Raw genomic sequence first — 23,368 nt, forward strand, 5'->3', positions numbered from 1 at the left:
TTGGGAACAAGTTGAAAAAAATCGTGGGACGGGTTTTCCCACTGCGCAGTCTATCGCGCTTAAAGGCTTCTGCTGACCTATGAACATTCTAATGGTAGAGAATAGGTACAAAACCTATTTCTGGGATGCGCTGGCGCAGCAGTTTATTGCTGATGGACACACTGTCCGCTGGGTTGTGCAGAATCCGCTATTCACCCCGATCCATGGCCAAGCCACGGTGATCGCGTTCCCGCGGGGCAGCAACCTCACCCCATTAGCAAACGATGAAGTCTGTACCCGTACATGCAAGTCGGATCGTTTGCTCAACTATTTTGGCGGCCAACCAACCCATTACAACTATTACAAGTCCGCCATCTGGCAGGCGCTGGATCAGGCCAAGCCCGACTTGGTCATTGGGGAGGCTACGCTTTTTCATGAGTTGTTGGCGGTAGAATGGTGCAAGCAGCATCAGGTACCATTTTTCCACCCGTCCATGCCAGGCTATCCGGGCGGGCGTTACAGCATCTATGCAGGGGATAGCAAAGAGGCGATCGGTGTGTCGACGGATTGCCCGACCGATGAAGACTGTTTTGCACTTGCCGAAGCCATACGCAAGCGGGAGAAAGTCCCGGATTACATGCGTCCCTCGTTGCCTTCGGACCCAGGGCGAGTGTTTCCGATTCATGGATCCTGGCCCAATCGGCTGACACTGATAAAAAGTTACCTGAGTGGGGAGCGCTTCAATACGCCGTCGCCGCTGAAAAAGTGGCGATTGGACAAGGCGGTCAAAACCCGCCTGGCTCGTTGGGCCCAGATAAGTAGCGAGCGATTCCATCTGCAAGCTGAACAACACTACCTGCTTTACCCCATGCAGATGCAACCGGAGTCCAATCTGGACTTGTGGGGGCAGGCGTTCCGCAATCAGGCTGATTTAATCGGCGCCTTGGCCCAGGCGATACCGGATAACTGGAAGCTGCTGGTCAAGTTGAACCCCAAGACCAAGTACGAACTGGATGACGCGTTGCTTGAGCAAGTCATGCGCAGGGACAACATTGTTCCAGTACCTTACGAAGTGGCGATGGGGGAATTGCTTGAGCACGTAACGATGATCTGCACCGTTACCGGCACCATTGCCGTGGAAGCGGTTCTTTCGCGCAAGCCACTGGTTCAATTCGGTCCCGGCATTCTCTCTGGTGAGCCTGGATATGTTCAACTGCAAAACGTTGAATGCATTTCGCAGGTGATCAGCGACGTTGAGTCTGGAGCATTCCCTCTTGCAGATGACGCCGCCCGAACGCACTTGGTCAAAAAATTGTTCACCTCGACGTTCGCCGGTTTGGTTTCTGACCCTGCATCATTGCCAAGCGTTCTTGATCCGAGCAACGTCCAGACCATTGCGCGTAACTTGCTGCAAGTGGCGGAGCGATGCGAATGAAACAGGTATGTGCATCGCTATTGGGCCTGTGTTTGCCTGCCAGTGGGCTGAAAAACCTGATATTGCGCGCATTGGGTTGGCAAATTGGATCAGGCTGTCGGATCGGATTTTCCTGGATTCGCGCTGATTCGATTGTGCTGGGTGAACGCGTTTCTATTGGCCATGGTAATTACATCGTTTGTAAAAGCCTGGTGATGCGCCCGGCTTCATACATCCAATACTTTAATCAGGTCAAAGGCGACATCTGGGTGTTTCTGCTGGCCAATGCCGCTCTTGGAAACTTCAACAAAGTGTACCGGGGACGCCGTGGTGTGACCTGGGGGCGAGCTGTTTTCAGGCTGGGGATCTACTCGAAAATCACCTCGCGGCATACGGTCGACTGCACGCGAAGTGTTCGCTTTGGCGATTACTCGATTTTGGCGGGGTCTGCCAGTCAGATCTGGACTCATGGCTACATGCATGCGCCTGAAGGGCTTGATCGATTCCGCGTGGATGGCAGTGTACGGGTCGGTAACAACGTGTATATCGGTTCGATGTCGGTGATTAATGCTGCGGTCAGCATCAGCAACGGAGTGACTGTAGGTGCTGCATCTTGTGTTTCCAAGTCCTTGCCAAAACCCGGTCTGTATGTGGCACAGCCTTTGCGCTGGATTGCCCTGGACTATGAGCAAGCTCAGACTCGCCATTCCAAAGTGCAGGTCAAAGGGCTGGTAGAGCGGGTCTATCACAAGAAACCGGGGATTTAGTCTTGCTCAGACATGCCAAGCACCTGTTTGCCCAGGCAAGCATTTTTGCGCTGTCGAAATCAGCGGTCTTGCTCGCGCCGTTTTTTGCCGCCTGGAGCTTGAGTACAGGCGAGTACGGCGCTGTCGAATGGTGGCTTTCGGTCTCGATGGTAGTCGGACCTGTGCTCGCGCTGGGTATGCACGGGGTGATCGCGTATGGGACCTTGGGCGGATCCTTGACGCAACACCTCAGTAGCGCTACCGCTTATGTCCTTGTGGCTAGCACGATGGCCATTGTAGTGAGTTGTTCAGTGTTTCATCTGGCTTCGCAGCAATGGCTAATTTTTGCCACCGTTATTGGTCTGCAAAGTGCCATTGTAGTGTTGCAGTTAGCTATCTCGGCCCGAATGAAAGCATTGGGCAAAGGTGCTGTGGCGTCGTTGTTCGAAAGCACAGTGTACCTTACCCTGTTAGTGGGCCTGGCAGCCCACTGGCTGGGGATGGACTTCCTGAATGTTTACGTCAAGATCATGACCCTGTGCGGTGGGGTGATGGGGGGAGTTCTGCTCTGGATTTCACCACGGCCTCAGCGCGATGCGTTGAATGTGCGGGCGATGAAAGGTGCACTCCTGCAGAGTTACAAGTTTCTGATTGGTGGCGTCCTAATGGCCGCGTTTATGGGGGGGCCAAGAATTTTGCTTGGACTGCTCGACGACGAAACCGCTGTGGCTACGTTCTCGATCGTGTTCCGTTGGCTATCCATCGCGATTGTCGTTCACCAGTTCATCAATACTGTATTTTTCAAACGCGTTTACGGCGGTGCGGTGAAGTACAGAAGCACGGCGATCATGGCCAGTGTGACACTGGTTGGGCTCGCTGCGTTGATAATTGCAATGGCGCTTGTGTTTATCCCCGGGGAGCAATTGGGATTACCTTGGCCATTGTTCGAGGACCGCTGGCTGATCGCAACTATGGCATTGGTGATGGTGTTCTGGGCCGCTAGCGCAAGTCTGGAGGGTGTCCTCGGAAGTGCAGCCCGCCCAGGCCTGCAAACGCTTAGTGTGGCCATGGGAGGCACTACCTTTTTGGCATTCACAGGTATTGGAGTCTGTCTCGGAGTCACTGACTTCAAGTGGCTGGTTTCGCTCGCTTGGATTATCGGATTTTTATCGATCGTGTTAATGCAGTTACGCTGGGTAATGAAATTGGGGCTGTTCGCCTTCACCCGGAGAAATGCAGTGAAAGTGGGGTCGCGATGACGCCATTGTTCATAAGGCTCGCGGTGTTTCCGCCTTATCGGATTTTCCTGTGGGGCGGTTTGTGCTGTGTGTTGATCTGGTTGTGTGCCCCTATTGATTACTCGTACGAGGCAGGACCATCGTCGCTTTTTATCCTGCTCTCATATGTGTATCTGTTTCTCCTGACGTTGTTTTTTGCGTGCGGGCAGATGCGGGCGCGGGTACTGACTTTTGAATGCGAGGCAGGTTCGATTAGCCGCCTGGTCTGGCTTATCTATGGCCTCGGAAGTATCGGGTTGCTGTTGCGTGTTATTGAGCGGATCTTTATGCGGGCCGGTGGAAACCTAAGTTCAGATTTCATGGAGAACCGTGAGCTGATTGCCTCTGGAGGTTCAGGCAGTCTTGCCTTGTTAGGTGGGGTGTTATCGTCATTCTTTCTGTTCTTGCCCATCTTTATCTGCATGATGCGCGTGGCTGGTGCTCGCCGTTGGTATCATTTTCCGATGTTGTTTTGCTGCCTATTATTCGCCGTGTTCGACATGGTGATTCAGGGCTCGCGAAGCATTTTGGTGGTATTTATGGCGACTTCGCTAATGTCAGCATTGATGACGGGATATGTCCGCTTGTCTCTCAGGAATCTGGTTCTCGGGGTAGTTGTAGCGATCGCCTTTATTTGGTTGGGTGGCATGGTTTTCTGGATCCGGACCCAGCAAATGGGCATGGATCCGGTGGCATCAATGGAGCTTTCCGGGTATGCGCGATTCGCTCCGGCCAGCGCGCAAGTGGTGGACTACCTCGGACAAAACGATAGTTCGGGGCTCGCTGGTCTGGTCTATGCGTTGACCCATTTTTCCCAGTACATCACCCATGGGTTATATGAGTTTTTCTATCTCACCTCATTGGTTGATGGCGCAAGTACTTATGGGCTGCACAGTTTTTATATTCCCGCCAAGATTGTCATGGCCGCTCTCGGCAAAGGTGATATTGAGGATGTGTTAAGCGCTGGAGTTATCCGCCCCGGTGTTTACACGACGCTCTTCGGGCCTGTGGTATATGATTTTGGCATCTGGGGCGGGGCGTTGGCCTGTGTGGTTTTTGCGTCCGTGCTCGGCCTGGTCGCCAGGGCCCTGCGGTATCGGCGTCTGGCCTGGTTGCCGATGTACCTGATTTTTTGTTCGTTCTTGCCGTTCTTTCTGGTCGTCAATCTGTTTGTCAGTGGTATCGGACAGTACGCAATGATTGCCGCAGTACTCCTGGGATTGATACTCCGCGTGTTCTATTCAACGCTGTTCAAAGCGTCTGACGCGGTGTAACAGGCAGTCGCGGCAATACATTGATTTTTTGAAAATTTGCGATGGTGATGTAGTGAATATCAGGGTAGCGGTTGTTCATGATTGGCTGGTGACATTCGCGGGTGCAGAGAAGGTGTTGGCTGAAATTATCAGTCTCTGGCCTCAGGCAGATCTGTTCTCTGTGGTGGATTTCTTTTCTGACGCCGAGCGTAAGAAGATCGGTGGCAAAGTTGCCACGACGACCTTCATCCAGCGTCTTCCACAGGCCCGCAAACGCTATCAACTGTACTTGCCGTTGATGCCACTGGCGATTGAACAACTGGACCTGTCGGGTTATGACCTGATCATCAGCAGCAGCCACGCGGTGGCCAAAGGGGTGATGACTGGGCCTGACCAGTTGCACATCTGTTATTGCCACTCACCGATCCGCTACGCCTGGGACCTGCAGAACCAGTACCTGATCGAGTCCAACAAGAGTGAAGGGCTCAAGGGCTGGCTGGCCCGTTACCTGCTGTTCAAAATTCGCAACTGGGACGCGCGCACGGCCAACAACGTCGAGCATTTCGTTTCCAACAGCAATTACATCGGCCGTCGCATCGGCAAGGTCTACAAACGTGAGGCGACCACCATCTACCCGGGGGTGGATGTTCAGGACTTTGCTTTCACGCCTGACAAGGAAGACTTCTACCTGACCGCTTCGCGCATGGTCCCCTATAAAAAAATGGACCTGATTGTCAGGGCCTTCAGTGCCATGCCCGACAAGAAACTGGTGGTGATTGGCGACGGGCCGCAGTTCGATAAAGTCAAACAGGCGGCAGGGCCTAATGTGCGGGTTCTGGGGTATCAGCCTTTCGAGGTCCTGCGTGACCATATGCAACGCTGTCGGGCATTTGTGTTTGCTGCCGAGGAAGACTTTGGCATCACCCCGGTCGAGGCCCAGGCCTGTGGCACACCGGTCATTGCCTTCGGTAAGGGCGGCGCTCTCGAAACCGTCGTCGAGGGGAAAACCGGGATGTTTTTCTATGAGCAGACCGAGGCTGCGATTTGCGCAGCTATCAGCCAGTTTGAAAGCGCTGAGGATTTTGATCCGACAACCATTCGTGCGCACGCCGAACAATTTGCACCAGAGGTTTTTCGGGACAAATTCAAACGTTTTGTCGATGACAAGTGTCAGGCGTTTTTCGCTGGCTGGAAGCATCTTCAATAGCGTGTGATGAGGGTTGGCACTGTCGGGAGCAGGCCAGCAGTCAGTCAACTCAGGTTGGCTGTATCGATGGCGATCGTGGGCAAAGAACCCAGGCGCCATAGGGCAATAACAAGCAACATTTTTATAGGACTTCCGGGGCGCGGCCAAGAGGCCGTCAGGCTCCGGAATGGGGGAGGATGTGTAGGGTATGGAACTGATCAATCGTTATCAGCCCACGTTTTCAGAGCGCTATCCGGTACCGTTCGTTGTAGCGTTGCTGGATATGTTGATTGTTATTGTGGCCTCCTTGCTTGCCCACGATTATCGATTTACAACGTTTGACATGGCAGGGCGCTATAACACCACGACTTTGCTCATTGCGGCAGTCGTTGTGCTGTGTATTACCTTTGGCGGCGGCTATGGGTCGCAACGCGGCGTGTCCATCTGGCGGCAATTGGGCATCCTTCTGGCGTGCTGGTGTCTTGCTGCGGGTATCTTGTTGTCGCTGTCATTCTTCTTGAAAGTGTCGGGTAATTACTCGCGGATATGGTTTTCTTCGACCTTGATTCTGGGCGCAGTATTTAGCCTGTCGTTTCGTGTGATCGTTTATCTGGTCTTGCGCCAGCTGCGATCTTCGGGGATGAACCTGAAGTCTGTTTTGCTGGTAGACACCGGTGGTGAAACGGCACGGCGCCTGAACCGTACACGCAAGTTGAACGAGTTTGGCTTCAAGGTGGCGACGTCCTTCAACTATCGGGCAGACGAAAGCTGGTTGGCCGAGCTGGTCGAACAAGTTGAAAGGCATGGGGCTCATGAAGTCTGGCTGTGCTTGCCGCTTAGCGAGGGCGGCGGTATTCAGGCGGTAATGTACGCCTTGAGGCATCACACGGTGGCAGTACGCTTCATTCCGGAGTGGGGCGATATCCGCTTGCTCAATCATCGTGTCAGCTACATTGCCGGGCTGTATTCGCTGGACTTGAGCTGCAGTCCGATCGACGGGCCGGCGCAGATCGTCAAGCGCCTGGAAGATCTGGTGGTCGGCGGCCTGATCAGTCTGATGATCCTGCCGGTATGTGCCGTCATCGGCATTGTGGTCAAGCTCAGCTCGCCTGGCCCGATGTTGTTCAAGCAGTACCGCACCGGGATCAATGGGGTGCGCTTCAAGGTGTACAAGTTCCGTTCGATGGTCGTCCACGATGACAAGGACGTAACCCAGGCGACGCGCAACGATATGCGTGTGACCAAAGTGGGCGCGTTCTTGCGGCGCACCAGCCTTGACGAACTGCCACAGTTCTTCAATGTCCTTCAGGGGCGCATGTCTCTGGTCGGGCCACGTCCTCATGCACTGGTACATAACGAGTATTACAAGGACCTGGTCGAGTCTTATATGCAGCGGCACAAAGTCAAGCCGGGTATCACCGGTTGGGCTCAGGTCAGCGGTTTTCGTGGTGAAACCGACACCCTCGAGAAGATGCAGAAGCGGGTGGAGCATGATCTCTGGTACATCGATAACTGGTCGCTGTGGCTGGACCTGAAGATCATTGCCAGCACCGTGTTCAAGGGGTTCATCAACAGAAATGCGTTCTAGAAGGCGGTTTGATGTGAGTGCTGACCATGGGTAGCTACTGGAATGATGACAGTCGTTGGCGGTACCTGACAGGCTGGGTGTTGGCACTGGGCTTGTTCGTGCTGATCAGTGGCAAGGTATGGTTGACCTCAGGGAGCGCGCGTAACAGTCAGGTGTATTTCTTCTTGCTGTTGCCAGCCCTGATTTACCTGGTGGCCGTTGTCGCGACCAGAAGGGCCCGGCTGCCAGGTGTGTGTTATTGGGTGTGGGCGAGTTACCTGGTTTGGGTGGCGCTTTCCGGACTGTGGTCATCGGGCAGTGAAGTGGATGCCCTCGCGTTAGCCAAGCGCGGCCTATTTATAGCGTTGTTCATGGTCGCGGTACATATGCTTGTCGATAGTTCGCCTCAGGTGTTTCGCAGGGTGTTATCTGGTGCGGTGATCGTGGTTGCACTCGGTGCCTTGGCGACCCTGTACTTTCAGTTTTACTGGCTTGATCGCTCCTTTCACTACCGTGCTTTTCGGCTGGATCGACTGGGGATCGGTGAATTTGCCAATTACCGTTATCCTGTGGCCGCCGGGATGTTCCATGGTGCCATCGCCAGTTGGGCGTTTGCCCTCGCTGTTGATAGAACGGCGTCGCTACGCAAGGCCGTTGTCTGGATGCTGGTGTTTATGGTGCTTGCGGCCTATGTGCTCTTAACCTATGCACGAGGTGCGTGGATTGCGCTGGCGGCAAGTTGCTTGTTGGCAATCCTCCTCCAGCGCTCAAGGCTAGGGTGGTGGCTGTTTAGCGTGGGCCTGGCTGTCGGGCTGGTGGCTGCTCTTATCTGGAAAGATCACTTGCTAAACGAGCTTCTGACGCGCCGGCTTTCTGGTCGTAGCCCCATCTGGGAGTATTTTTTTTCGAGCATGTCAGGCTCATGGATCGCAGGCCATGGGCTCGGTACGCCCTTTGCTTACCATTGGCCGGACGGCAAGACAGTCTCACCCCATGCCCACAGCCTTTATCTACAGCAGGTGTATGACAGCGGGTTGGTTGCAGTGGGGCTTTTATTGGCGGGACTCGGCTGCGTTATGAAAAAAGCCTGGAAAATGCGCCATGATCCATTGGTATGTCTGGCGTTGCCAGCGTTGTGCTATGCGCTGATTGTCATGCTTACAGACGTAGAAAGGATCTACACGCGGCCAGGGGATTACTGGACTATTGTCTGGCTGCCATTGGCGGTACTGCTTGCCGTTACCCAGCGGGGCAGAGGGCTTGAACGTTGCGCCAAGAACAACTGAAGTCAATGTGACTGTCGATATTGTTGGTATAAAAAAGTCGCCCGCAGGCGACTTTTTTATACGCATGTACCGAACTACTTAAACTTCGCTGAAATGCAGTACTTGACCGCCTTTATCGCTTACAAACTTGCCGACTGTATTATTGGCGTGATGGAGTACCGTGCCTTCACCGGCAACCCGCACTGACGTCCCCTTGGTGTTGCCTTCACTGCAATGTTCCATCCAGACGGTGCGTACACCTTGAGCTCCGAAGTTCATCGGATGCGTCCCCAGACTTTCCTCGCAGTGCACGCCATACCACCAGGAGATGCCTTGACTACCGGCACCGGCACCGCTGTCGACGATATTAGGGCCAAACGATTTACGAATGTCACAGCCCATGATGACGGCCAGCCCGCTATCGTTCATCGATAAACCGCTTTGGCTGTTACGCGTGGAGCCGAATGTATCTACATCGCCGGCGTACCTAACCTTGGTATTGATAACGATGTGCTTGGGTTGGGTATCACCGCTTTTACGTGAGACCAAACCATGGTCGCGGCTACGATAGATTTCGCAGCCATCGAGAACAACATAGCCGCCTTCGTTGGCGATACCTGAACCCGGGGAATACCAGAACGCGCAGTTCTTGAAGACCGCCTTGGACACCAGGCCAGAGGCATTCAGTACCCACGGCAGGACACCGAGGAACAATAGGTTTTCGAAATAGGCTTCACCGCCTTGTACGCGCATTGTAGTAGTGCCGGGCTGGCGATACACAATGCCGAGGATATCTTTCAGTGCGTTGACATTAGTTGCAAGTTTTTTGCTGACATAGAGCGTGCGTTCTTTCTGATCAAAGAACCAGCCTTCCTCGCCAGCCTGTTCCAGGTCGGCGAACTCGCGCAGCGGCTTTGGCCGGGAGTATTCGTCCAGCACATTCGATACAGTAACGGCCCGTGGATCGGAGCCGGCCGGAATCAACGCGCGGTAAAACTTGCCGCCCTGGGCCCAGTCGAGCGCTTTGGGCTCAGGCCCCGGCGCGCGGATGACGGTCAGCTTGCTCAGGTCAAACGGGCCTTGGTTTGGATTGCTGGCGCCAATGAAACTGCGAGCACTGGCACCCGAGCCGTTGTCGATGCGGATCTGGAAAGGATCATGCGCGCCGGCTGCCAGCGACTCGGCATCGGCCGACGGCAGCATGGAAATCTTGTCCATGATCTTGGCCGCGTCTTTACTTACTGTAACGGTTCCATCGGCATTCAGGGCCAGCAAGTCAAACGGCAGCCAGTCCATGCCGGTTGGTGTTTTAAGTGCATTCGACGAACCCGAAACAATAACTTTCGTGGCGATCCCTGCCAGGGCAACCACGCCCAGGCCAACAATAAATTCCCTTCTACGCATTTGACTCCCCCTCACAAAGTGCGCGGGAGTTTACTACATCTGTTGTAGTGGGGCGCGTTTGCACAAGCGTTTGTGCTACAGCTACGCTCGAATACTGTTGAGACTTGTTTGGTAAAACAATCCGCTGTGGACACATTTGCGCCGACTCTCTTGCCGGTCTAGGTTTCGGTAGCAGCCAAGGAAATGCTGCTCTGCAAATTCATAGCCAAGGAGTTTCCCCATGCGCAACACCGTCCTGTCGTACCTCTTTCTGCCACTGTTTACTGCCGTCTCGCTTTCGGCAATGGCGGCGCAACCACAAGTCGAGCCGACGGCCGCCATGGTCACTTTGCCGGTTGCCAAGCTCGATTTGAACCAGGCCGATGCCACAACCCTGCAAACCACCCTGACCGGCATTGGCAAAACCAAAGCCGAAGCCATCGTCGCCTACCGTGATGAGCACGGCGCCTTCACCTCGGTGGATGAACTGCTCGAAATCAAGGGTATTGGCAAGGCACTGCTGGATCGCAATCGGGACAAGCTCACGGTCAATTGATCACCCACAGGGAAGGAGCCGGTCATTGACCGGCTTTTTCTTGGCTGTGCGATGCCTTTGGTCGGCTCGGGTTGATAAAATATTATGGTCATAATATTTTTATCTGGCGCAGTTGTTCCTCTCTTTCGTCGAGCCTTTGGAGATCACTGTCATGTCGAATTCTTCATTAACCACTACGGCACTGGTCACCGGTGCATCGTCAGGAATCGGTGCTGTCTACGCCGAGCGCCTGGCTGCACGCGGGCACGACCTGCTTCTGGTCGCACGGGACGGCCAACGCCTGCAGGCGCTGGCGAATGAGTTGCAGGCTCGTCATGGCGTAAGTGTCGAAGTGCTGACTGCGGACCTTGTCGAAGCCGCCGACCTTGCCCGGGTCGAGAAGCGTCTGCGTGACGACCACAGCATTGCGGTAGTGGTCAACAATGCTGGCATCGCCCTGCATGGCACCCTGGCGGAGGTTACCGCGCAACAGATCGATGCAGTGGTCGCACTCAACATCGTCGCTGTCACCCGCCTGGCTTCTGCTGCTGCGACACAGTTCGCCAACGCCGGCCGGGGGACCCTCATCAACATCGCTTCAGTCGTGGCCCTGGCGCCGGAAATGTTCAACGCCGTCTATAGCGCGAGCAAGGCCTATGTCCTGAGCCTGACCCAGACGCTGAGCGGTGAGTTGAAAGACAAGGGGATACAGGTTCAGGCTGTACTGCCCGGGGTGACCCGTACGGAAATCTTCGAGCGTTCAGGCCTTGACGTGAACCAGATCGACCCGCAGATGGTGATGGAAGTAGGGGAGATGGTTGACGCGGCACTGAGCGGGCTGGACCAGAACGAGCTGGTAACCATTCCTTCATTGCCGCAAGCGGCGGATTGGCAGGCGTACATCAAGGCGCGGGATGCGCTGGGGCCGAATCTTTCGCGCAGTTCGGCGGCGGCGCGCTACAAGTAACGCCGTGCGTTGCCGGGCCGTGCAGAAGGCTCAGCGGTCTTGCGCATCCTTGGCATCCATCTCGGCATTGCGCTCATGCACACGTTTGAGCTGCTCCTCGGTCAAGGGCAGCTTTTTCGCGGTATCGCGCAGCAACATCAGGCCACCGACGATGGAGCCGATTGCGAGCACCAGAATCAACCAGGCATACCAGGGCATGTAATTCTCCTTTTAAACAGCACATGACACTGCTTCACTAAATTGGAGCCAAAGCATCATTCATTGGTTCAATTATAGGGGCAGGGGTGGGCCGCGGCCATTTCGCGATCATCGGCCCCCCACGGGCCGCCGCTTCGTTTACAATGCGCGCCGTTCAAGACTTGCCAAGAGACCCGCCCATGTCCGCCTGCCAGACGCCCATCATCGTCGCCCTGGATTTCCCTACCCGTGACGCCGCCCTGAAGCTGGCCGATCAGCTCGACCCCGCCCTGTGCCGGGTCAAGGTCGGCAAGGAGCTGTTCACCAGCAGCGCATCGGGCATTGTCGAAACCCTGGTCGAGAAGGGCTTCGAAGTGTTCCTCGACCTGAAGTTCCATGATATCCCCAACACCACCGCCATGGCCGTCAAGGCCGCCGCGGAGATGGGCGTGTGGATGGTCAACGTGCACTGCTCCGGTGGTCTGCGCATGATGTCGGCCTGCCGTGAGGTGCTGGCCCAGCGCAGCGGCCCGCAGCCGCTGCTGATCGGCGTGACGGTGCTGACCAGCATGGAGCGCGAAGACCTGGCCGGTATTGGCCTGGACATCGAGCCGCAGGAGCAGGTGCTACGCCTGGCGGCTCTGGCCGAGAAGGCCGGCATGGACGGCCTGGTGTGCTCGGCACTGGAAGCGCCGGCGCTGAAGGCTGCGCACCCGTCACTGCAACTGGTGACCCCGGGCATTCGTCCGGCCGGCAGCGCCCAGGACGACCAGCGCCGCATACTGACCCCGCGCCAGGCCCTGGATGCCGGCTCCGACTACCTGGTGATCGGTCGCCCGATCAGCCAGGCCGCCGACCCTGCCCAGGCGCTGGCAGCAGTGGTCGCCGAGATCAGGGCTTAAGCACCAGCTTGCCGAAATTTTCCCCGCTGAACAGCTTCAACAGTGTCTCGGGGAAGGTTTCCAGGCCTTCGACCACATCCTCCTTGCTCTTCACCTTGCCGGTTGCCAGCCAGCCGGCGATCTCCTGTGCCGCCTTACCGTAGTTGGCGGCATGGTCCATGACCACGAAGCCTTCCATGCGTGCACGGTTGACCAACAGTGACAGGTAGTTGGCCGGGCCCTTGACCGCCTGCTTGTTGTTGTACTGGCTGATGGCGCCACAGATGATCACTCGCGCCTTGAAGTTCAGACGGCTGAGCACGGCATCGAGAATCTCGCCGCCGACGTTGTCGAAAAACACATCGACGCCTTTCGGGCATTCGCGCTTGAGGCCTTCCAGGACGTCCTCTGCCTTGTAGTCGATGACCCCGTCAAAGCCCAGTTCATCTTTAAGGTACTGGCACTTTTCGCTGCCGCCGGCGATACCCACTACACGACAGCCCTTGAGCCTGGCGATCTGCCCGGCAATGCTGCCGACCGCGCCCGCAGCACCGGAAATCACCACGGTATCGCCTTCTTTCGGGGTGCCGACGTCGAGCAGGGCGAAGTAGGCGGTCATGCCGGTCATGCCCAGCGCGGACAGGTAGCGCGGCAGCGGCGCCAGTTTCGGATCGATCTTGTAGAAGCCCTGGGGCTCGCCGACAAAATAGTCCTGGATACCCAGGGCGCCGTTGACGTGATCGCCGACGGCGTAGCCCGGGTGTTTCGAGGCAATCACCTCGCCGACGCCCAGGGCGCGCATCACCTGGCCCAGGGCCACTGGCGGGATATACGACTTGCCTTCGTTCATCCAGCCGCGCATGGCCGGGTCCAGGGATAGATACAGGTTTTTTACCAGGATCTGGCCTTCGCCAGGTTCGGCCACCGGCACCTGTTCGTAGCTGAAGTCGTCGCGGGTCACGGCGCCGGTCGGGCGTTTGGCGAGCAGGAAGCGGCGGTTGGTCTGGACAGTCATGGCAAGGCTCTCGATTGAAGGGCAATGCTTGTTGATAGACCTTGTTTGGCCAGGCGGCAAGGTTTACCCGCCTGGCGAATGCACGGTAATCCACTGCGCTGATTGATACTGGGGAAGACAATCACCCAGGCCGATAGTGCACCAACCGGCGCCCTGATGATGCTGCCCAATGGCGCGGATCGCTGCCTAGACTCCTGATCACTGACCTCACTTTGTTGCAGGAGCTAGCGATGAGCATGCGTTTTTCTGGCCAGGTTGCCCTGGTCACCGGTGGTGCTGCGGGGATTGGCCGGGCGACGGCGCTGGCGTTTGCCGCCGAGGGCTTGAAAGTGGTGGTGGCCGACCTTGATGCCGTAGGTGGCGAAGGCACGGTCGAGCTGATCCGCAACAGCGGCGGCGAGGCGCTGTTCGTCAGTTGCAACGTCACCCGCGAGGCCGATGTGCGGCAGTTGATGGGGCGCACGGTCGAGGCTTACGGGCGCCTGGACTACGCCTTTAACAACGCCGGCATCGAGATCGAGCAGGGCCGCCTGGCCGAAGGCAGCGAGGCCGAGTTCGACGCGATCATGGGCGTCAACGTCAAGGGTGTGTGGTTGTGCATGAAGTACCAGTTGCCGTTGATGCTCGCCCAGGGCGGCGGCGCCATCGTCAATACGGCATCGGTGGCCGGCCTTGGCGCCGCGCCGAAGATGAGCATCTACAGCGCTTCCAAGCATGCGGTGATCGGCCTGAGCAAATCGGCGGCCATCGAGTACGCCAAGAAGAAGATTCGCGTCAACGCCGTGTGCCCGGCGGTGATCGACACCGACATGTTCCGCCGCGCCTATGAGGCCGACCCGCGCAAGGCCGAGTTCGCCGCCGCCATGCACCCGGTCGGGCGCATCGGCAAGGTCGAGGAGATCGCCAGTGCGGTGCTTTACCTGTGCAGCGATGGTGCGGCGTTTACAACGGGCCAGGCCCTGGCAGTCGATGGCGGCGCCACGGCTATTTGACGCCTGCCAGCGCAGGCAGAGCGAGCGCCTTGTGGCTGCGTGCCAGGGCCAGGCCCACCAGCAGGCAGCCAACCACTAACACCAGGCCGAACACCAGCAGGGCATTACCCGGGCCGAGGCGATCGACCAGCAGCCCGGTAAGGATGACTGGCAGGCTGAAGCCCATGTAGGCCAACAGGAAGAAGCCTGCGCTGGCGCGGGTTTTTTCCTCGCCCGCCAGGGTGTTCACCGCTGACAGCCCGCCCAGGTAAATAAAGCCATAACAGGCACTGCTGGCGGCGATGGTGCCCAGCAGCACTGCCGCCAGCGCGCCGCTGTCGGCGCCCCAGGCCAGCAGCGCGTAGCTGCAGGGCAAGATCACCAGGCCAATGGCCGTGGCCCGCACCGGCGCCAGGCGCTTGGCCAGGGGCTGGAACAACAACCCGCAACTGATCACGCAAAAGGTCGAGAACCCCGACCAGTTGGCCAGGCCATGCTGTTTGAGGATCGACGGCAGCAAGGCAATCACCAGGCCGACACAGGCCCAGGCCAGCAGAATTGCCAAACCGTAGGGCAGGCTGCCGGCCGGGTAGCAGGGCAGGCGCAACAGCGCGGCAGGTGGGGCCAGGCGCCGGTCGGGCAATTGCCATACCGCCAGCATCGCCAGGCAGGCCAGCGCCAGGTGCAGATAGAAGCTGCCCGGGGTCAGGCTTGGGCCATTGAGCAGGAACAGGCTGGTCAGCGCCGCGCCGAGGCCAAAGCCCAGCGAAGTGCTGGCGGTGACCCAGGTGGCGGCATGGCGGTTGTCGCCGCCGTGCATCAGTTCGCCCATGTAGGCAGTGCCGGTGGCCGACGCCAGCGCAGTGCCGGTGCCCAGCAGCAGGCGCGCCAGGCCCAGGGTCTTTAGCCCCGGCGCCAAGAGCATGAGTAAGGTGGCAAGCATCGACAGGGCCAGGGCGATGAGGATCAGCGGCCGCCGCCCGACCCGGTCGGCCAGGCCACCGAGCAACAGCAGTACCGGGATTACCCCCAGCACATACCCGCAGAAGGCCATGGCCGTGGCCCCGGCGCCCTCACCGGAAAGCTCGGCGTAAGCGGTGTACAGCGGTGCCTGCAGGTTGACCGCAAAAGTGATCAGGCACAGGGCGAAGGCCAGGAGGGCGGGGTGGCGCGGGGTGGGCATGGTTCGGCTCCTTGTCGATGGGCCGACTATCCGGTGATCGCCTGGGCGTCACAAGGCACACTGGCGAGGGTTTTGTGGTTAACTGTTCGGACAAAATCAGCGAACACTTTGCCATGCACCTGAGCCTTGATCGCCACTCCTCCCGCCCGCTCGTGCAGCAACTGAGTGAGCAATTGCAGGCCTGGATCGAACACCAGCGCCTGCGCCCGGGTAGCCGCTTGCCGTCGATTCGCCGACTGGCCCGCGAGCAGGGTGTCAGCCAGTCCTGCGTGATCGAAGCCTACGACCGGTTGGTGGCGGCGGGCTGGCTGCAGGCGCGCCATGGCGCCGGATTCTTCGTCGCCGAACAGCGCCTGCAGGTGCTGCTGGTTGATCAGCCGATCCATGACGAGGCCTTCGACAGCCGCTGGCAGCAGTTCACCGATGACCCCGGCGAGTTGCTCAAGCTCTGCTGTGGCTGGGTACCTTCCAGCTGGCGCGCTACCGAAGCTATTGCCCAGGCGCTGCGCCAGGTCAGCCGCGGCGCGGTCGAGGACTTGATCGACTATTGCCCGCCGCTGGGCCTGGCCAGCCTGCGTACCCAGTTGCACAAGGGCCTGGGGCAGATCGGCATCGACGCCGCGCCCGAGCAGATCCTCACCACCCAGGGCGCCAGCCATGCCCTCGATTTGCTGGTGCGCACGTTGCTCAAGCCCGGCGACAAGGTGCTGGTGGAAAGCCCGGGCTACTACAACCTCTACAGCCTGTTGCGCCAGCATCACGTCGACATGCTCGAAGTGCCGCGTACCCCGCAGGGGCCTGATCTGCAGGTGCTGGAGGCGCTGCTCAAGCAGCACCGGCCACGTTGCCTGTACATCAACAGCCTGTACCAGAACCCCACCGGCAGCAGCCTGTCGCCCAAGGTCGCCTATCGCTTGCTGGAGCTGGCACGCGAACATGACCTGCTGATCATCGAGGACGACATCTACGCGGACTTTCAGGACGGTGCGGTGACGCGTCTGGCAACCCTGGACGCTGAACAGCGGGTGATTTACCTGGCGAGCTTTTCCAAGACCCTGAGCAGTTCGCTGCGGGTTGGCTACCTGGTGGCCAGGGCGGAACTGGTTGCGCGCCTGGCGGAATTGAAAATGGTCAGTGGCCTGGGGACTTCGCGGTTTACCGAGCAGGTGGTGGCGCAAATGCTCGGCAACGGCAGCTACCGCAAAAGCACGGCGCGTCTGCGCCTGCGCCTGGCCCAGCACATGGCCAAGGCGCTGGGCCAACTGGAGGCCTATGGCTGGGAGGTGTTTACCGAGCCCTATGGCGGCATGTTTGTCTGGGCGCGCTGCCCGGGACGCAGTTTTGCCGAGCTCAGCCGCGAGGCCCAGGCCTGTTCGGTGCTGTTGGCGCCGGGCAGTGCCTTTGACCCCCAGGGCGCTGCCTGTGACTGGCTGCGGATTAATGTCGCCTATGCCCAGGACCAGCGCGCGCAGGCGTTCTTTCAGCGCGCCGGACGACCTCGGCAGTCCTGAAAACGACGCAACTGTAGCTTTTTGCCATTATTCCGACGCCGGGATCTTGTGCCGCTGGCCGTGCCATTGCCACTCTTGAGGCTTGATGCATTTGCGGGCAGCAGGGGGTAGTGCGATGAGTTCGGCCAAGCGTGGTTTTTTCGCCAACCTGGGCATGGCCCGCAAACTCGGGCTGGGCTTTGCCCTGGTGCTACTGCTGACGGCGGTGGTGGCGGCAGCGGGGGTTGCCGCCCTGCACGGCGTCGGGCAGCGCTTCGATGGCTTGAAGCAGATGGCGGCGCTCAATACCGCACTGCTCGATACCCGCTTGCAGGAACAGGCATTCGCCCTGCGCTCCGATCCCAAGTCGGTAGACGCGGTGCACCAGCGCCTCGACGCCCTGCAAGAGCAAGCCCGGACGCTGGTGCAACTGAGCGGCGTCGAACAGGCGCTGAACGACTACCGCCAGGCCTTTGACCAGTTCGTCGAACTGACCCAGGCCAAGGAGCTGGCGCTGGACATGGCCAGCTGGTCGGTCTCAAGCGTGGCCAACAACCTGGATGTGCTGCAGTCCGGGCTCGCCGACGACGGCACCTATACCCTGAAGGACACCCAGGGCCAGCAGGGCGCCGAGTTCGTCGAGCAAGCCGGGCAGGTGGCACAAGTCGCACGGCTGATGCTGCAGGCCATGGACGAAGCGCGCGTGCGTCTTGAGCAGAATCGCAAGGGCGCCGACGATGCCCGCCAGGGCCGCATCGAACAGACCGAGCAGGCAGCAGCACTGGTCGAGCAATTGAAAACCGCGGTGACCGACGCTGGCTATCAGACCGTGCTCGGCGAGGTCAGCACGCACATCGCCAGTTTCACTGAAAAACTTGCTGAATACACCGACCTGCTTGGCCGTGAGCAGCAGCTCAAGCAGCAATTGCAAGCGCGTGCCGAACAGGTCACCCGCCAGGTCGACCAGGCCCGGATCGCTGAAGACCAGGCCATGCAAGGCGAGCTGCAGCGCAATGCCGTGCTGATCCTTGGCGCTGCGCTGATGGCGCTGCTGGTCGGGGTGCTGGCGGCCTGGTTGATCACCCGTGCGGTGGTCGGGCCGCTGCGCCAGGTGATGGGCCGCGCCCAGCAGATAGCCGCCGGTGACCTGCGTGGTGAAATCAGTATCGATCGGCGTGATGAGGTCGGTCAGCTGATGCTGGCCATGCAGCAGATGGGCTCGGGCTTGAGCGCCATCGTCAGTGGCCTGCAAAACGGTATCGAACAACTGGCCAGCAACGCTCAGTCGCTGTCGGCAGTCACCGAGCAGACCAACCGCGAGGTCAACAGCCAAAAGGATGAGACCGAGCAGGTAGCTACCGCCATGCAGCAGATGACCGCTACCGTGCATGATGTTGCGCGCAACGCCGAAGAGGCTGCCCTGGCGGCGCAAACGGCGGACGACAAGGTCGAGAGCGGTCAGCAGGTGGTGCGCCAGAGCATGCAGCGGATCGAGCAACTGGCGAGCTCTGCTGAATCAGCCAGCCAGAGCATCGACAACCTCAGCAGCGAAGTGCAGAACATCGGTCAGGTGCTGGAAGTGATCAAGAGCGTCGCCGAGCAGACCAACCTGCTGGCGCTCAACGCCGCCATCGAGGCCGCGCGGGCCGGCGAGCAGGGCCGCGGTTTTGCCGTGGTCGCCGACGAGGTGCGGGCACTGGCCCGGCGTACCCAGCAATCGACCGAGGAGATCGAGCGCCTGGTCAGCAGCTTGCGCAGCGGTGCCCAGGCCTCGGTGGCGCAGATCCAGGGCAGTGCCGAGCTGGTCAAGCTGGCCGTCAGCGATGCCCTGCACACCGAAAGCGCCCTGGGCAGCATTGCCGCGGCAGTCTCATTGATCCAGCAGATGAACCAGCAGATTGCCGCAGCGGCGCAGCAGCAGAGCTCGGTAGCCGAGGACATCAACCGCAGCGTCACCCAGATCCGCAGCAGCGCCGATCAGTCGGCGCTGGCCATGCAGGGCAACGCCAGCTCAAGTATCGAGCTGGCGCAGTTGGGCAATGACTTGAAGGGGATGGTCGGGCATTTTCGCCTGTAGGAGCGGCGTCCCTACGACTATTTACGCCAGTTGAGAATCATCAAGGTCAGCACCCCGGCGACGATCCCCCAGAATGCCGAACCGATCGAGAACAGGGTAAAGCCAGAGGCGGTGACCATGAAGGTGATCAGCGCCGCCTCGCGCTCCCTGGCCTCGTTCATCGCCACGGTCAGGCCATTCATGATCGAGCCGAACAATGCCAGGGCGGCAATCGACAGCACCAGCTCCTTGGGCAGGGCGGCGAACAGCGCCGCCAGGGTGGCGCCGAAGACCCCGGCGATGCCGTAGAAAATCCCGCACCAGACGGCCGCGGTGTAGCGTTTGCTGGGGTCTTCATGGGCATGCGGGCCGGTGCAGATCGCTGCACTGATGGCGGCCAGGTTGACGCCGTGGGAGCCGAACGGTGCCAGCAGCAATGAAGCCAGGCCGGTCACCGTGATCAACGGCGAGGCCGGCACCTGGTAGCCGTCGGCGCGCAGCACGGCGACACCGGGCATGTTCTGCGAGGTCATGGCCACCACGAACAGCGGAATGCCGATGCTGATGGTCGCCGCCAGAGAGAAACTCGGCGTGGTCCACACCGGGGTGGCCACTTCCAGGCTGAAACCGCTGAAATCCAGCAGGCCCATGGCCCCGGACAGCACCGTGCCGACCACCAACGCTGCCAATACCGAGTAGCGCGGCGAAACGCGCTTGATCAACAGGTAGCTGAAGAACATGCCCAGTACCAGCGCGGTCCGATGCTGGGCGGCAATGAAAATCTCGCTGCCGATCTTGAACAGGATCCCGGCCAGCAATGCCGAGGCCAGCGAGGCCGGAATGCGTTTGACCAGGCGCTCGAAACTGCCGGTCATGCCGCAGATCACCACCAGCACCGCGCAGGTGACATAGGCACCGATCGCTTCGCCGTAGCTGACCCCGCCCAGGCTGGTGATCAGCAGTGCCGCGCCGGGGGTCGACCAGGCGACGGTGATCGGGGTGCGATAGCGCAGCGACAGGCCGATACTGCACACCGCCATGCCGATCGACAGCGCCCAGATCCACGACGAGATCTGCCCCGTGGTCAAGCCGGCAGCCTGGCCGGCCTGGAACATCAGCACCAGGGAGCTGGTATAACCGGTGAGCATGGCGATGAAGCCTGCCACCACCGCAGACGGCGAGGAGTCGGCCAAAGGGCGCAATTGCGCGGACGTGGCGTCGGGCATGGGGGCATTCCTTGTTCTGGATGTAAGCAGTTTTTTCAGACTACCGTGCGTACTGTTGATCTTTGCCATACAGCAGGCATTGCAATTAGCCGTACAGTCGCCAACTATGGGCGCGGGTTCGATTCAGCATTACGAAGAGGGGGAGCGATGTACAAGGTTTACGGCGACTACCAGTCGGGCAACTGCTACAAGATCAAGCTCATGTTGCACCTGCTCGACCTGCCTTATGAATGGCATTCGGTGGATATCCTCAAGGGCGAGACGGAAACCCCTGAGTTCCTGACCATGAACCCCAATGGCAAGGTGCCGGTGCTGGAACTCGAGGATGGCACCTACCTGTGGGAGTCCAACGCGATTCTCAACTTCCTCGCCGATGGTAGCGAGTTCCTGCCCACCGAACCGCGCTTGCGCACCCAGGTGCTGCAATGGCAGTTCTTCGAGCAGTACAGCCATGAGCCGTACATCGCCGTGGCACGCTTCATCCAGTTTTACCTGGGGCTGCCGCAAGAGCGGCTGGAGGAGTACAAGACCCTGCACAAAGGCGGCTACAAGGCCCTGCGGGTGATGGAGAAGCAACTGCAGCTAACGCCTTACCTGGTGGGTGATCGCTATTCGATCGCCGACGTCGCGCTGTACGCCTACACCCATGTCGCCCACCAGGGCGGCTTTGACCTCGACGGCTACCCTGGCATCCAGGCATGGCTGGAGCGTGTGGCCAGCCATCCCCGTCATGTGACCATGCTCGGTTGAGCGATCAGGCGGCAAAACGCTTGTTGAGGTAGTCGATGATCACCTTGGATTCATACATCCAGGTGGTCTTGCCGTCTTCCTCGATACGCAGGCACGGCACCTTGATCTTGCCGCCTTCGGCAAGCAGGGCCTGGCGATCCTGTTGGTTGTTCTTGGCATCGCGCAGTGCCACCGGCACGTTCAGGCGGTGCAGGGTGCGGCGGGTTTTCACGCAGAACGGGCAGGCATGAAACTGGTAAAGGCTCAGGCCCTTGGCCTGTTGCTCGACCAGGGCCTGGGCGGCCGGGTCGCGTTTGAGCTTGGCCGGGCGGCTGATCCAGTCACCGAACACAATCAACTGGCCGAGGCCCACACGCAGTGCTTTGACGATCATGGCAACTCCAAAGGATAAAAAAAGCCGACCACGAAAGGTCGGCTTGCAGTCTGGCCCGATTACTTGATCAGGCTGAGAAACTCGCTGCGGGTCGCGGCGTTTTCGCGGAATTCGCCGAGCATCACCGAAGTGATCATGGTCGAGTTCTGTTTTTCCACACCGCGCATCATCATGCACATGTGTTTGGCCTCGATGACCACGGCAACGCCCAGGGCGCCGGTGACCTGCTGGATCGCTTCGGCGACCTGGCGGCTGAGGTTTTCCTGAATCTGCAGGCGGCGTGCGTACATGTCGACGATCCGCGCCACCTTCGACAGGCCCAGGACCTTGCCGTCAGGGATGTAGGCCACGTGGGCCTTGCCGATGAACGGCAGCATGTGGTGCTCGCACAGCGAGTACAGCTCGATGTCCTTGACCAGGACCATTTCGCTGTTATCGGAGCTGAACAGGGCGCCGTTAGTCACTTCTTCCAGGGTTTGCTCATAACCGCGGCAAAGGTACTGCATGGCCTTCGCAGCCCGCTTGGGCGTGTCGAGCAGGCCCTCGCGGGAGACATCCTCGCCAAGCTGGCCAAGGATCGCGGTGTAGTTCTGTTCCAGGGACATGGATCTACCTGTGGGATTTATCGCAAACGCGAAGGGTACGGCGGCGACGGCGGCGCTGCAAGTACGGCGTTACTCGTCACGGCCTTCGAGCATGGTTCGCTTGAGCATGACATACACCGCGCCAGTACCGCCATGGCGGGCCTGACATGAGGTAAAACCGAGCACTTGCGGGTGCTGGCGCAGCCAGGTGTTGACGTGGCTCTTGATCATCGGTCGCTTGCCATCCAGGCGCACTGCCTTGCCGTGGGTGACGCGCACGCAGCGCACTTCGAAGCGGGTGGCTTCGGCAAGGAAGGCCCACAGGGTTTCCCGGGCCTTTTCGACGGTCATGCCGTGCAGGTCGAGGCTGCCTTCGAAGCCGATCTGGCCGAGCTTGAGCTTGCGCATCTGGCTTTCCTGGACGCCGTCACGGCTCCAGTGCAGATCGTCTTCGGGGCCGACATCAATCACAAACTGGTCCGACAGGCCATCGACCACGGTCTGGTCGCTACGGACCGTCGCGGCCTGGCGCAGGCTTGCCAGTTTCTTGCGGTCGGCCTTGGGTTTGCCGACTTCGGCGCGATCATGGGTGATCGGCTTGACGCCGCGCATCTCGCTTTTGAACAGGGAAAAATCGTCGTCTTGCATGTAAGCCTCCGCCAGGGCGGCGTAGTTTACGCGACTCCCCCAAAGCGTGCAGTCAATCGTGTTTTTTCATCAGGTGCGGTGACAGATTGAGCTCGCGGCTGCGGCGCAGGCGCAAGCGGCTGCGGCGCCAGAACCACACACCCAGGTACAGCAGCAACAGGCCAAGGCCCAGCAGGACGCTGGCGCCGGCCGGGTTGGCGTTGAGCTCGCCCAGAGCAGCGGGGTGGCCCAGCAGGCTGGCGGCGCCGGCCATGGCCAGGAGCACGCCGGCGGTTGCCAGCAACGCCGAAAACGCCGCCGCCAGGCGCATGCCCCAGTTACGGGGCGTGCGTGGGCGCAAGCGTTTGGCATCAAAACCATCGGATATTTTCATTCCGATTTCCTCTATGGATATCCGGCGTTGGACCGAAAAGCCTTGAGGTGGTTCCGCCCGGCTGCCGGG

23 protein-coding genes and 1 pseudogene are annotated in these 23,368 nt (G+C 59.3%); 15 read left to right on the forward strand and 9 right to left on the reverse strand.

Annotation, left to right across the window (positions count from 1 at the left end; all coding sequences use genetic code 11):
* The first annotated feature begins 79 nt into the window (after positions 1-79).
* The 7 genes from ACIOVF_RS18300 (at position 80) to ACIOVF_RS18330 (ending at position 8,708) form a co-directional block, all read left to right on the forward strand.
* Positions 80-1,414 (forward strand): hypothetical protein, encoded by a 1,335-nt coding sequence (locus tag ACIOVF_RS18300; RefSeq protein ID WP_401291312.1) that lies wholly within the window; start codon positions 80-82, stop codon positions 1,412-1,414.
* Entirely contained in the window at positions 1,411-2,160 is a 750-nt protein-coding gene (locus ACIOVF_RS18305; RefSeq protein ID WP_143013266.1) for a hypothetical protein, read from the forward strand. Before ACIOVF_RS18300 ends, ACIOVF_RS18305 begins: the two co-directional genes overlap by 4 nt.
* Before the next feature lie 2 nt (positions 2,161-2,162).
* Positions 2,163-3,398, forward strand: a complete 1,236-nt coding sequence (locus tag ACIOVF_RS18310; protein WP_093380450.1) for a hypothetical protein — start codon at positions 2,163-2,165, stop codon at positions 3,396-3,398.
* The gene (locus tag ACIOVF_RS18315; protein ID WP_401291315.1) at positions 3,395-4,690 is read left to right on the forward strand and encodes a hypothetical protein; all 1,296 of its coding nucleotides are present in this window, start codon (positions 3,395-3,397) and stop codon (positions 4,688-4,690) included. The genes ACIOVF_RS18310 and ACIOVF_RS18315 overlap by 4 nt, the downstream gene beginning before the upstream one ends.
* A gap of 58 nt (positions 4,691-4,748) precedes the next feature.
* On the forward strand, positions 4,749-5,876 hold the full coding sequence (locus ACIOVF_RS18320; RefSeq protein ID WP_093387380.1) for a glycosyltransferase family 4 protein: 1,128 nt from the start codon (positions 4,749-4,751) through the stop codon (positions 5,874-5,876).
* Between the two features lie 187 nt (positions 5,877-6,063).
* Positions 6,064-7,443, forward strand: a complete 1,380-nt coding sequence (locus tag ACIOVF_RS18325; protein WP_401291317.1) for an undecaprenyl-phosphate glucose phosphotransferase — start codon at positions 6,064-6,066, stop codon at positions 7,441-7,443.
* Positions 7,444-7,469: 26 nt separating this feature from the next.
* The gene (locus tag ACIOVF_RS18330; RefSeq protein WP_401291320.1) at positions 7,470-8,708 is read left to right on the forward strand and encodes an O-antigen ligase family protein; all 1,239 of its coding nucleotides are present in this window, start codon (positions 7,470-7,472) and stop codon (positions 8,706-8,708) included.
* Positions 8,709-8,786: 78 nt separating this feature from the next.
* Here ACIOVF_RS18330 and ACIOVF_RS18335 read toward each other — a convergent pair whose 3' ends face one another.
* Entirely contained in the window at positions 8,787-10,091 is a 1,305-nt protein-coding gene (locus tag ACIOVF_RS18335) for a right-handed parallel beta-helix repeat-containing protein (protein ID WP_401291323.1), read from the reverse strand.
* Positions 10,092-10,311: 220 nt separating this feature from the next.
* Here ACIOVF_RS18335 and ACIOVF_RS18340 point away from each other — a divergent pair, with 220 nt between their 5' ends.
* Both ACIOVF_RS18340 and ACIOVF_RS18345 read left to right on the forward strand, forming a co-directional pair.
* Positions 10,312-10,626, forward strand: a complete 315-nt coding sequence (locus ACIOVF_RS18340; protein WP_045195325.1) for a helix-hairpin-helix domain-containing protein — start codon at positions 10,312-10,314, stop codon at positions 10,624-10,626.
* 151 nt (positions 10,627-10,777) lie between these two features.
* A complete protein-coding gene (locus tag ACIOVF_RS18345) occupies positions 10,778-11,572 on the forward strand; it encodes an SDR family oxidoreductase (RefSeq protein WP_045195323.1) in 795 nt (264 codons plus the stop codon).
* Positions 11,573-11,602: 30 nt separating this feature from the next.
* On the opposite strand, the gene ACIOVF_RS18350 is transcribed toward ACIOVF_RS18345, so the two are convergent.
* A complete protein-coding gene (locus ACIOVF_RS18350; protein ID WP_010224101.1) occupies positions 11,603-11,770 on the reverse strand; it encodes a DUF2897 family protein in 168 nt (55 codons plus the stop codon).
* A 179-nt stretch (positions 11,771-11,949) separates the two neighbouring features.
* Between ACIOVF_RS18350 and pyrF the strand changes: the two genes are divergently transcribed.
* A complete protein-coding gene (pyrF, locus tag ACIOVF_RS18355; protein WP_038994059.1) occupies positions 11,950-12,651 on the forward strand; it encodes an orotidine-5'-phosphate decarboxylase in 702 nt (233 codons plus the stop codon).
* On the opposite strand, the gene ACIOVF_RS18360 is transcribed toward pyrF, so the two are convergent.
* Positions 12,641-13,645 carry an NADP-dependent oxidoreductase gene (locus ACIOVF_RS18360; RefSeq protein ID WP_401291328.1) on the reverse strand — a complete coding sequence of 335 codons (1,005 nt, stop codon included), beginning with the start codon at positions 13,643-13,645 and terminating at the stop codon, positions 12,641-12,643. The two genes, pyrF and ACIOVF_RS18360, sit on opposite strands and share 11 nt — an antisense overlap.
* A gap of 230 nt (positions 13,646-13,875) precedes the next feature.
* Between ACIOVF_RS18360 and ACIOVF_RS18365 the strand changes: the two genes are divergently transcribed.
* Positions 13,876-14,637 carry an SDR family oxidoreductase gene (locus tag ACIOVF_RS18365; RefSeq protein ID WP_045195319.1) on the forward strand — a complete coding sequence of 254 codons (762 nt, stop codon included), beginning with the start codon at positions 13,876-13,878 and terminating at the stop codon, positions 14,635-14,637.
* Here the strand turns inward: ACIOVF_RS18365 and ACIOVF_RS18370 are convergent.
* The gene (locus tag ACIOVF_RS18370) at positions 14,630-15,799 is read right to left on the reverse strand and encodes an MFS transporter (protein WP_401291331.1); all 1,170 of its coding nucleotides are present in this window, start codon (positions 15,797-15,799) and stop codon (positions 14,630-14,632) included. The genes ACIOVF_RS18365 and ACIOVF_RS18370 overlap by 8 nt on opposite strands.
* 113 nt (positions 15,800-15,912) lie before the next feature.
* Between ACIOVF_RS18370 and ACIOVF_RS18375 the strand changes: the two genes are divergently transcribed.
* The 3 genes and pseudogenes from ACIOVF_RS18375 (at position 15,913) to ACIOVF_RS18385 (ending at position 19,366) form a co-directional block, all read left to right on the forward strand.
* Positions 15,913-17,310, forward strand: a complete 1,398-nt coding sequence (locus tag ACIOVF_RS18375) for a PLP-dependent aminotransferase family protein (protein WP_401291427.1) — start codon at positions 15,913-15,915, stop codon at positions 17,308-17,310.
* A 1,021-nt stretch (positions 17,311-18,331) separates the two neighbouring features.
* Positions 18,332-18,505: pseudogene (locus tag ACIOVF_RS18380) on the forward strand (HAMP domain-containing protein); the annotation flags it as partial.
* Positions 18,503-19,366 (forward strand): methyl-accepting chemotaxis protein, encoded by an 864-nt coding sequence (locus tag ACIOVF_RS18385; RefSeq protein ID WP_401291430.1) that lies wholly within the window; start codon positions 18,503-18,505, stop codon positions 19,364-19,366. The pseudogene ACIOVF_RS18380 and the gene ACIOVF_RS18385, both read left to right, overlap by 3 nt.
* 17 nt (positions 19,367-19,383) lie before the next feature.
* On the opposite strand, the gene ACIOVF_RS18390 is transcribed toward ACIOVF_RS18385, so the two are convergent.
* On the reverse strand, positions 19,384-20,571 hold the full coding sequence (locus ACIOVF_RS18390; protein ID WP_045195313.1) for a benzoate/H(+) symporter BenE family transporter: 1,188 nt from the start codon (positions 20,569-20,571) through the stop codon (positions 19,384-19,386).
* A gap of 147 nt (positions 20,572-20,718) precedes the next feature.
* Here ACIOVF_RS18390 and ACIOVF_RS18395 point away from each other — a divergent pair, with 147 nt between their 5' ends.
* A complete protein-coding gene (locus ACIOVF_RS18395) occupies positions 20,719-21,321 on the forward strand; it encodes a glutathione S-transferase family protein (RefSeq protein ID WP_045195312.1) in 603 nt (200 codons plus the stop codon).
* Between the two features lie 4 nt (positions 21,322-21,325).
* On the opposite strand, the gene ACIOVF_RS18400 is transcribed toward ACIOVF_RS18395, so the two are convergent.
* The 4 genes from ACIOVF_RS18400 to ACIOVF_RS18415 all read right to left on the reverse strand — a co-directional run bounded on the left by ACIOVF_RS18400 (position 21,326) and on the right by ACIOVF_RS18415 (position 23,299).
* A complete protein-coding gene (locus tag ACIOVF_RS18400) occupies positions 21,326-21,694 on the reverse strand; it encodes a glutathione S-transferase N-terminal domain-containing protein (RefSeq protein WP_045195311.1) in 369 nt (122 codons plus the stop codon).
* 59 nt (positions 21,695-21,753) lie between these two features.
* Entirely contained in the window at positions 21,754-22,299 is a 546-nt protein-coding gene (folE, locus tag ACIOVF_RS18405) for a GTP cyclohydrolase I FolE (RefSeq protein WP_045195310.1), read from the reverse strand.
* Positions 22,300-22,368: 69 nt separating this feature from the next.
* Entirely contained in the window at positions 22,369-22,926 is a 558-nt protein-coding gene (locus ACIOVF_RS18410; protein WP_038994072.1) for a Smr/MutS family protein, read from the reverse strand.
* A 52-nt stretch (positions 22,927-22,978) separates the two neighbouring features.
* Positions 22,979-23,299: a hypothetical protein gene (locus ACIOVF_RS18415; RefSeq protein ID WP_045195308.1), complete on the reverse strand. Its 321-nt coding sequence runs from the start codon at positions 23,297-23,299 to the stop codon at positions 22,979-22,981.
* Positions 23,300-23,368: the final 69 nt, after the last annotated feature.

Source organism: Pseudomonas sp. NPDC087612 (genome assembly GCF_044743505.1).
Lineage (GTDB): Bacteria > Pseudomonadota > Gammaproteobacteria > Pseudomonadales > Pseudomonadaceae > Aquipseudomonas.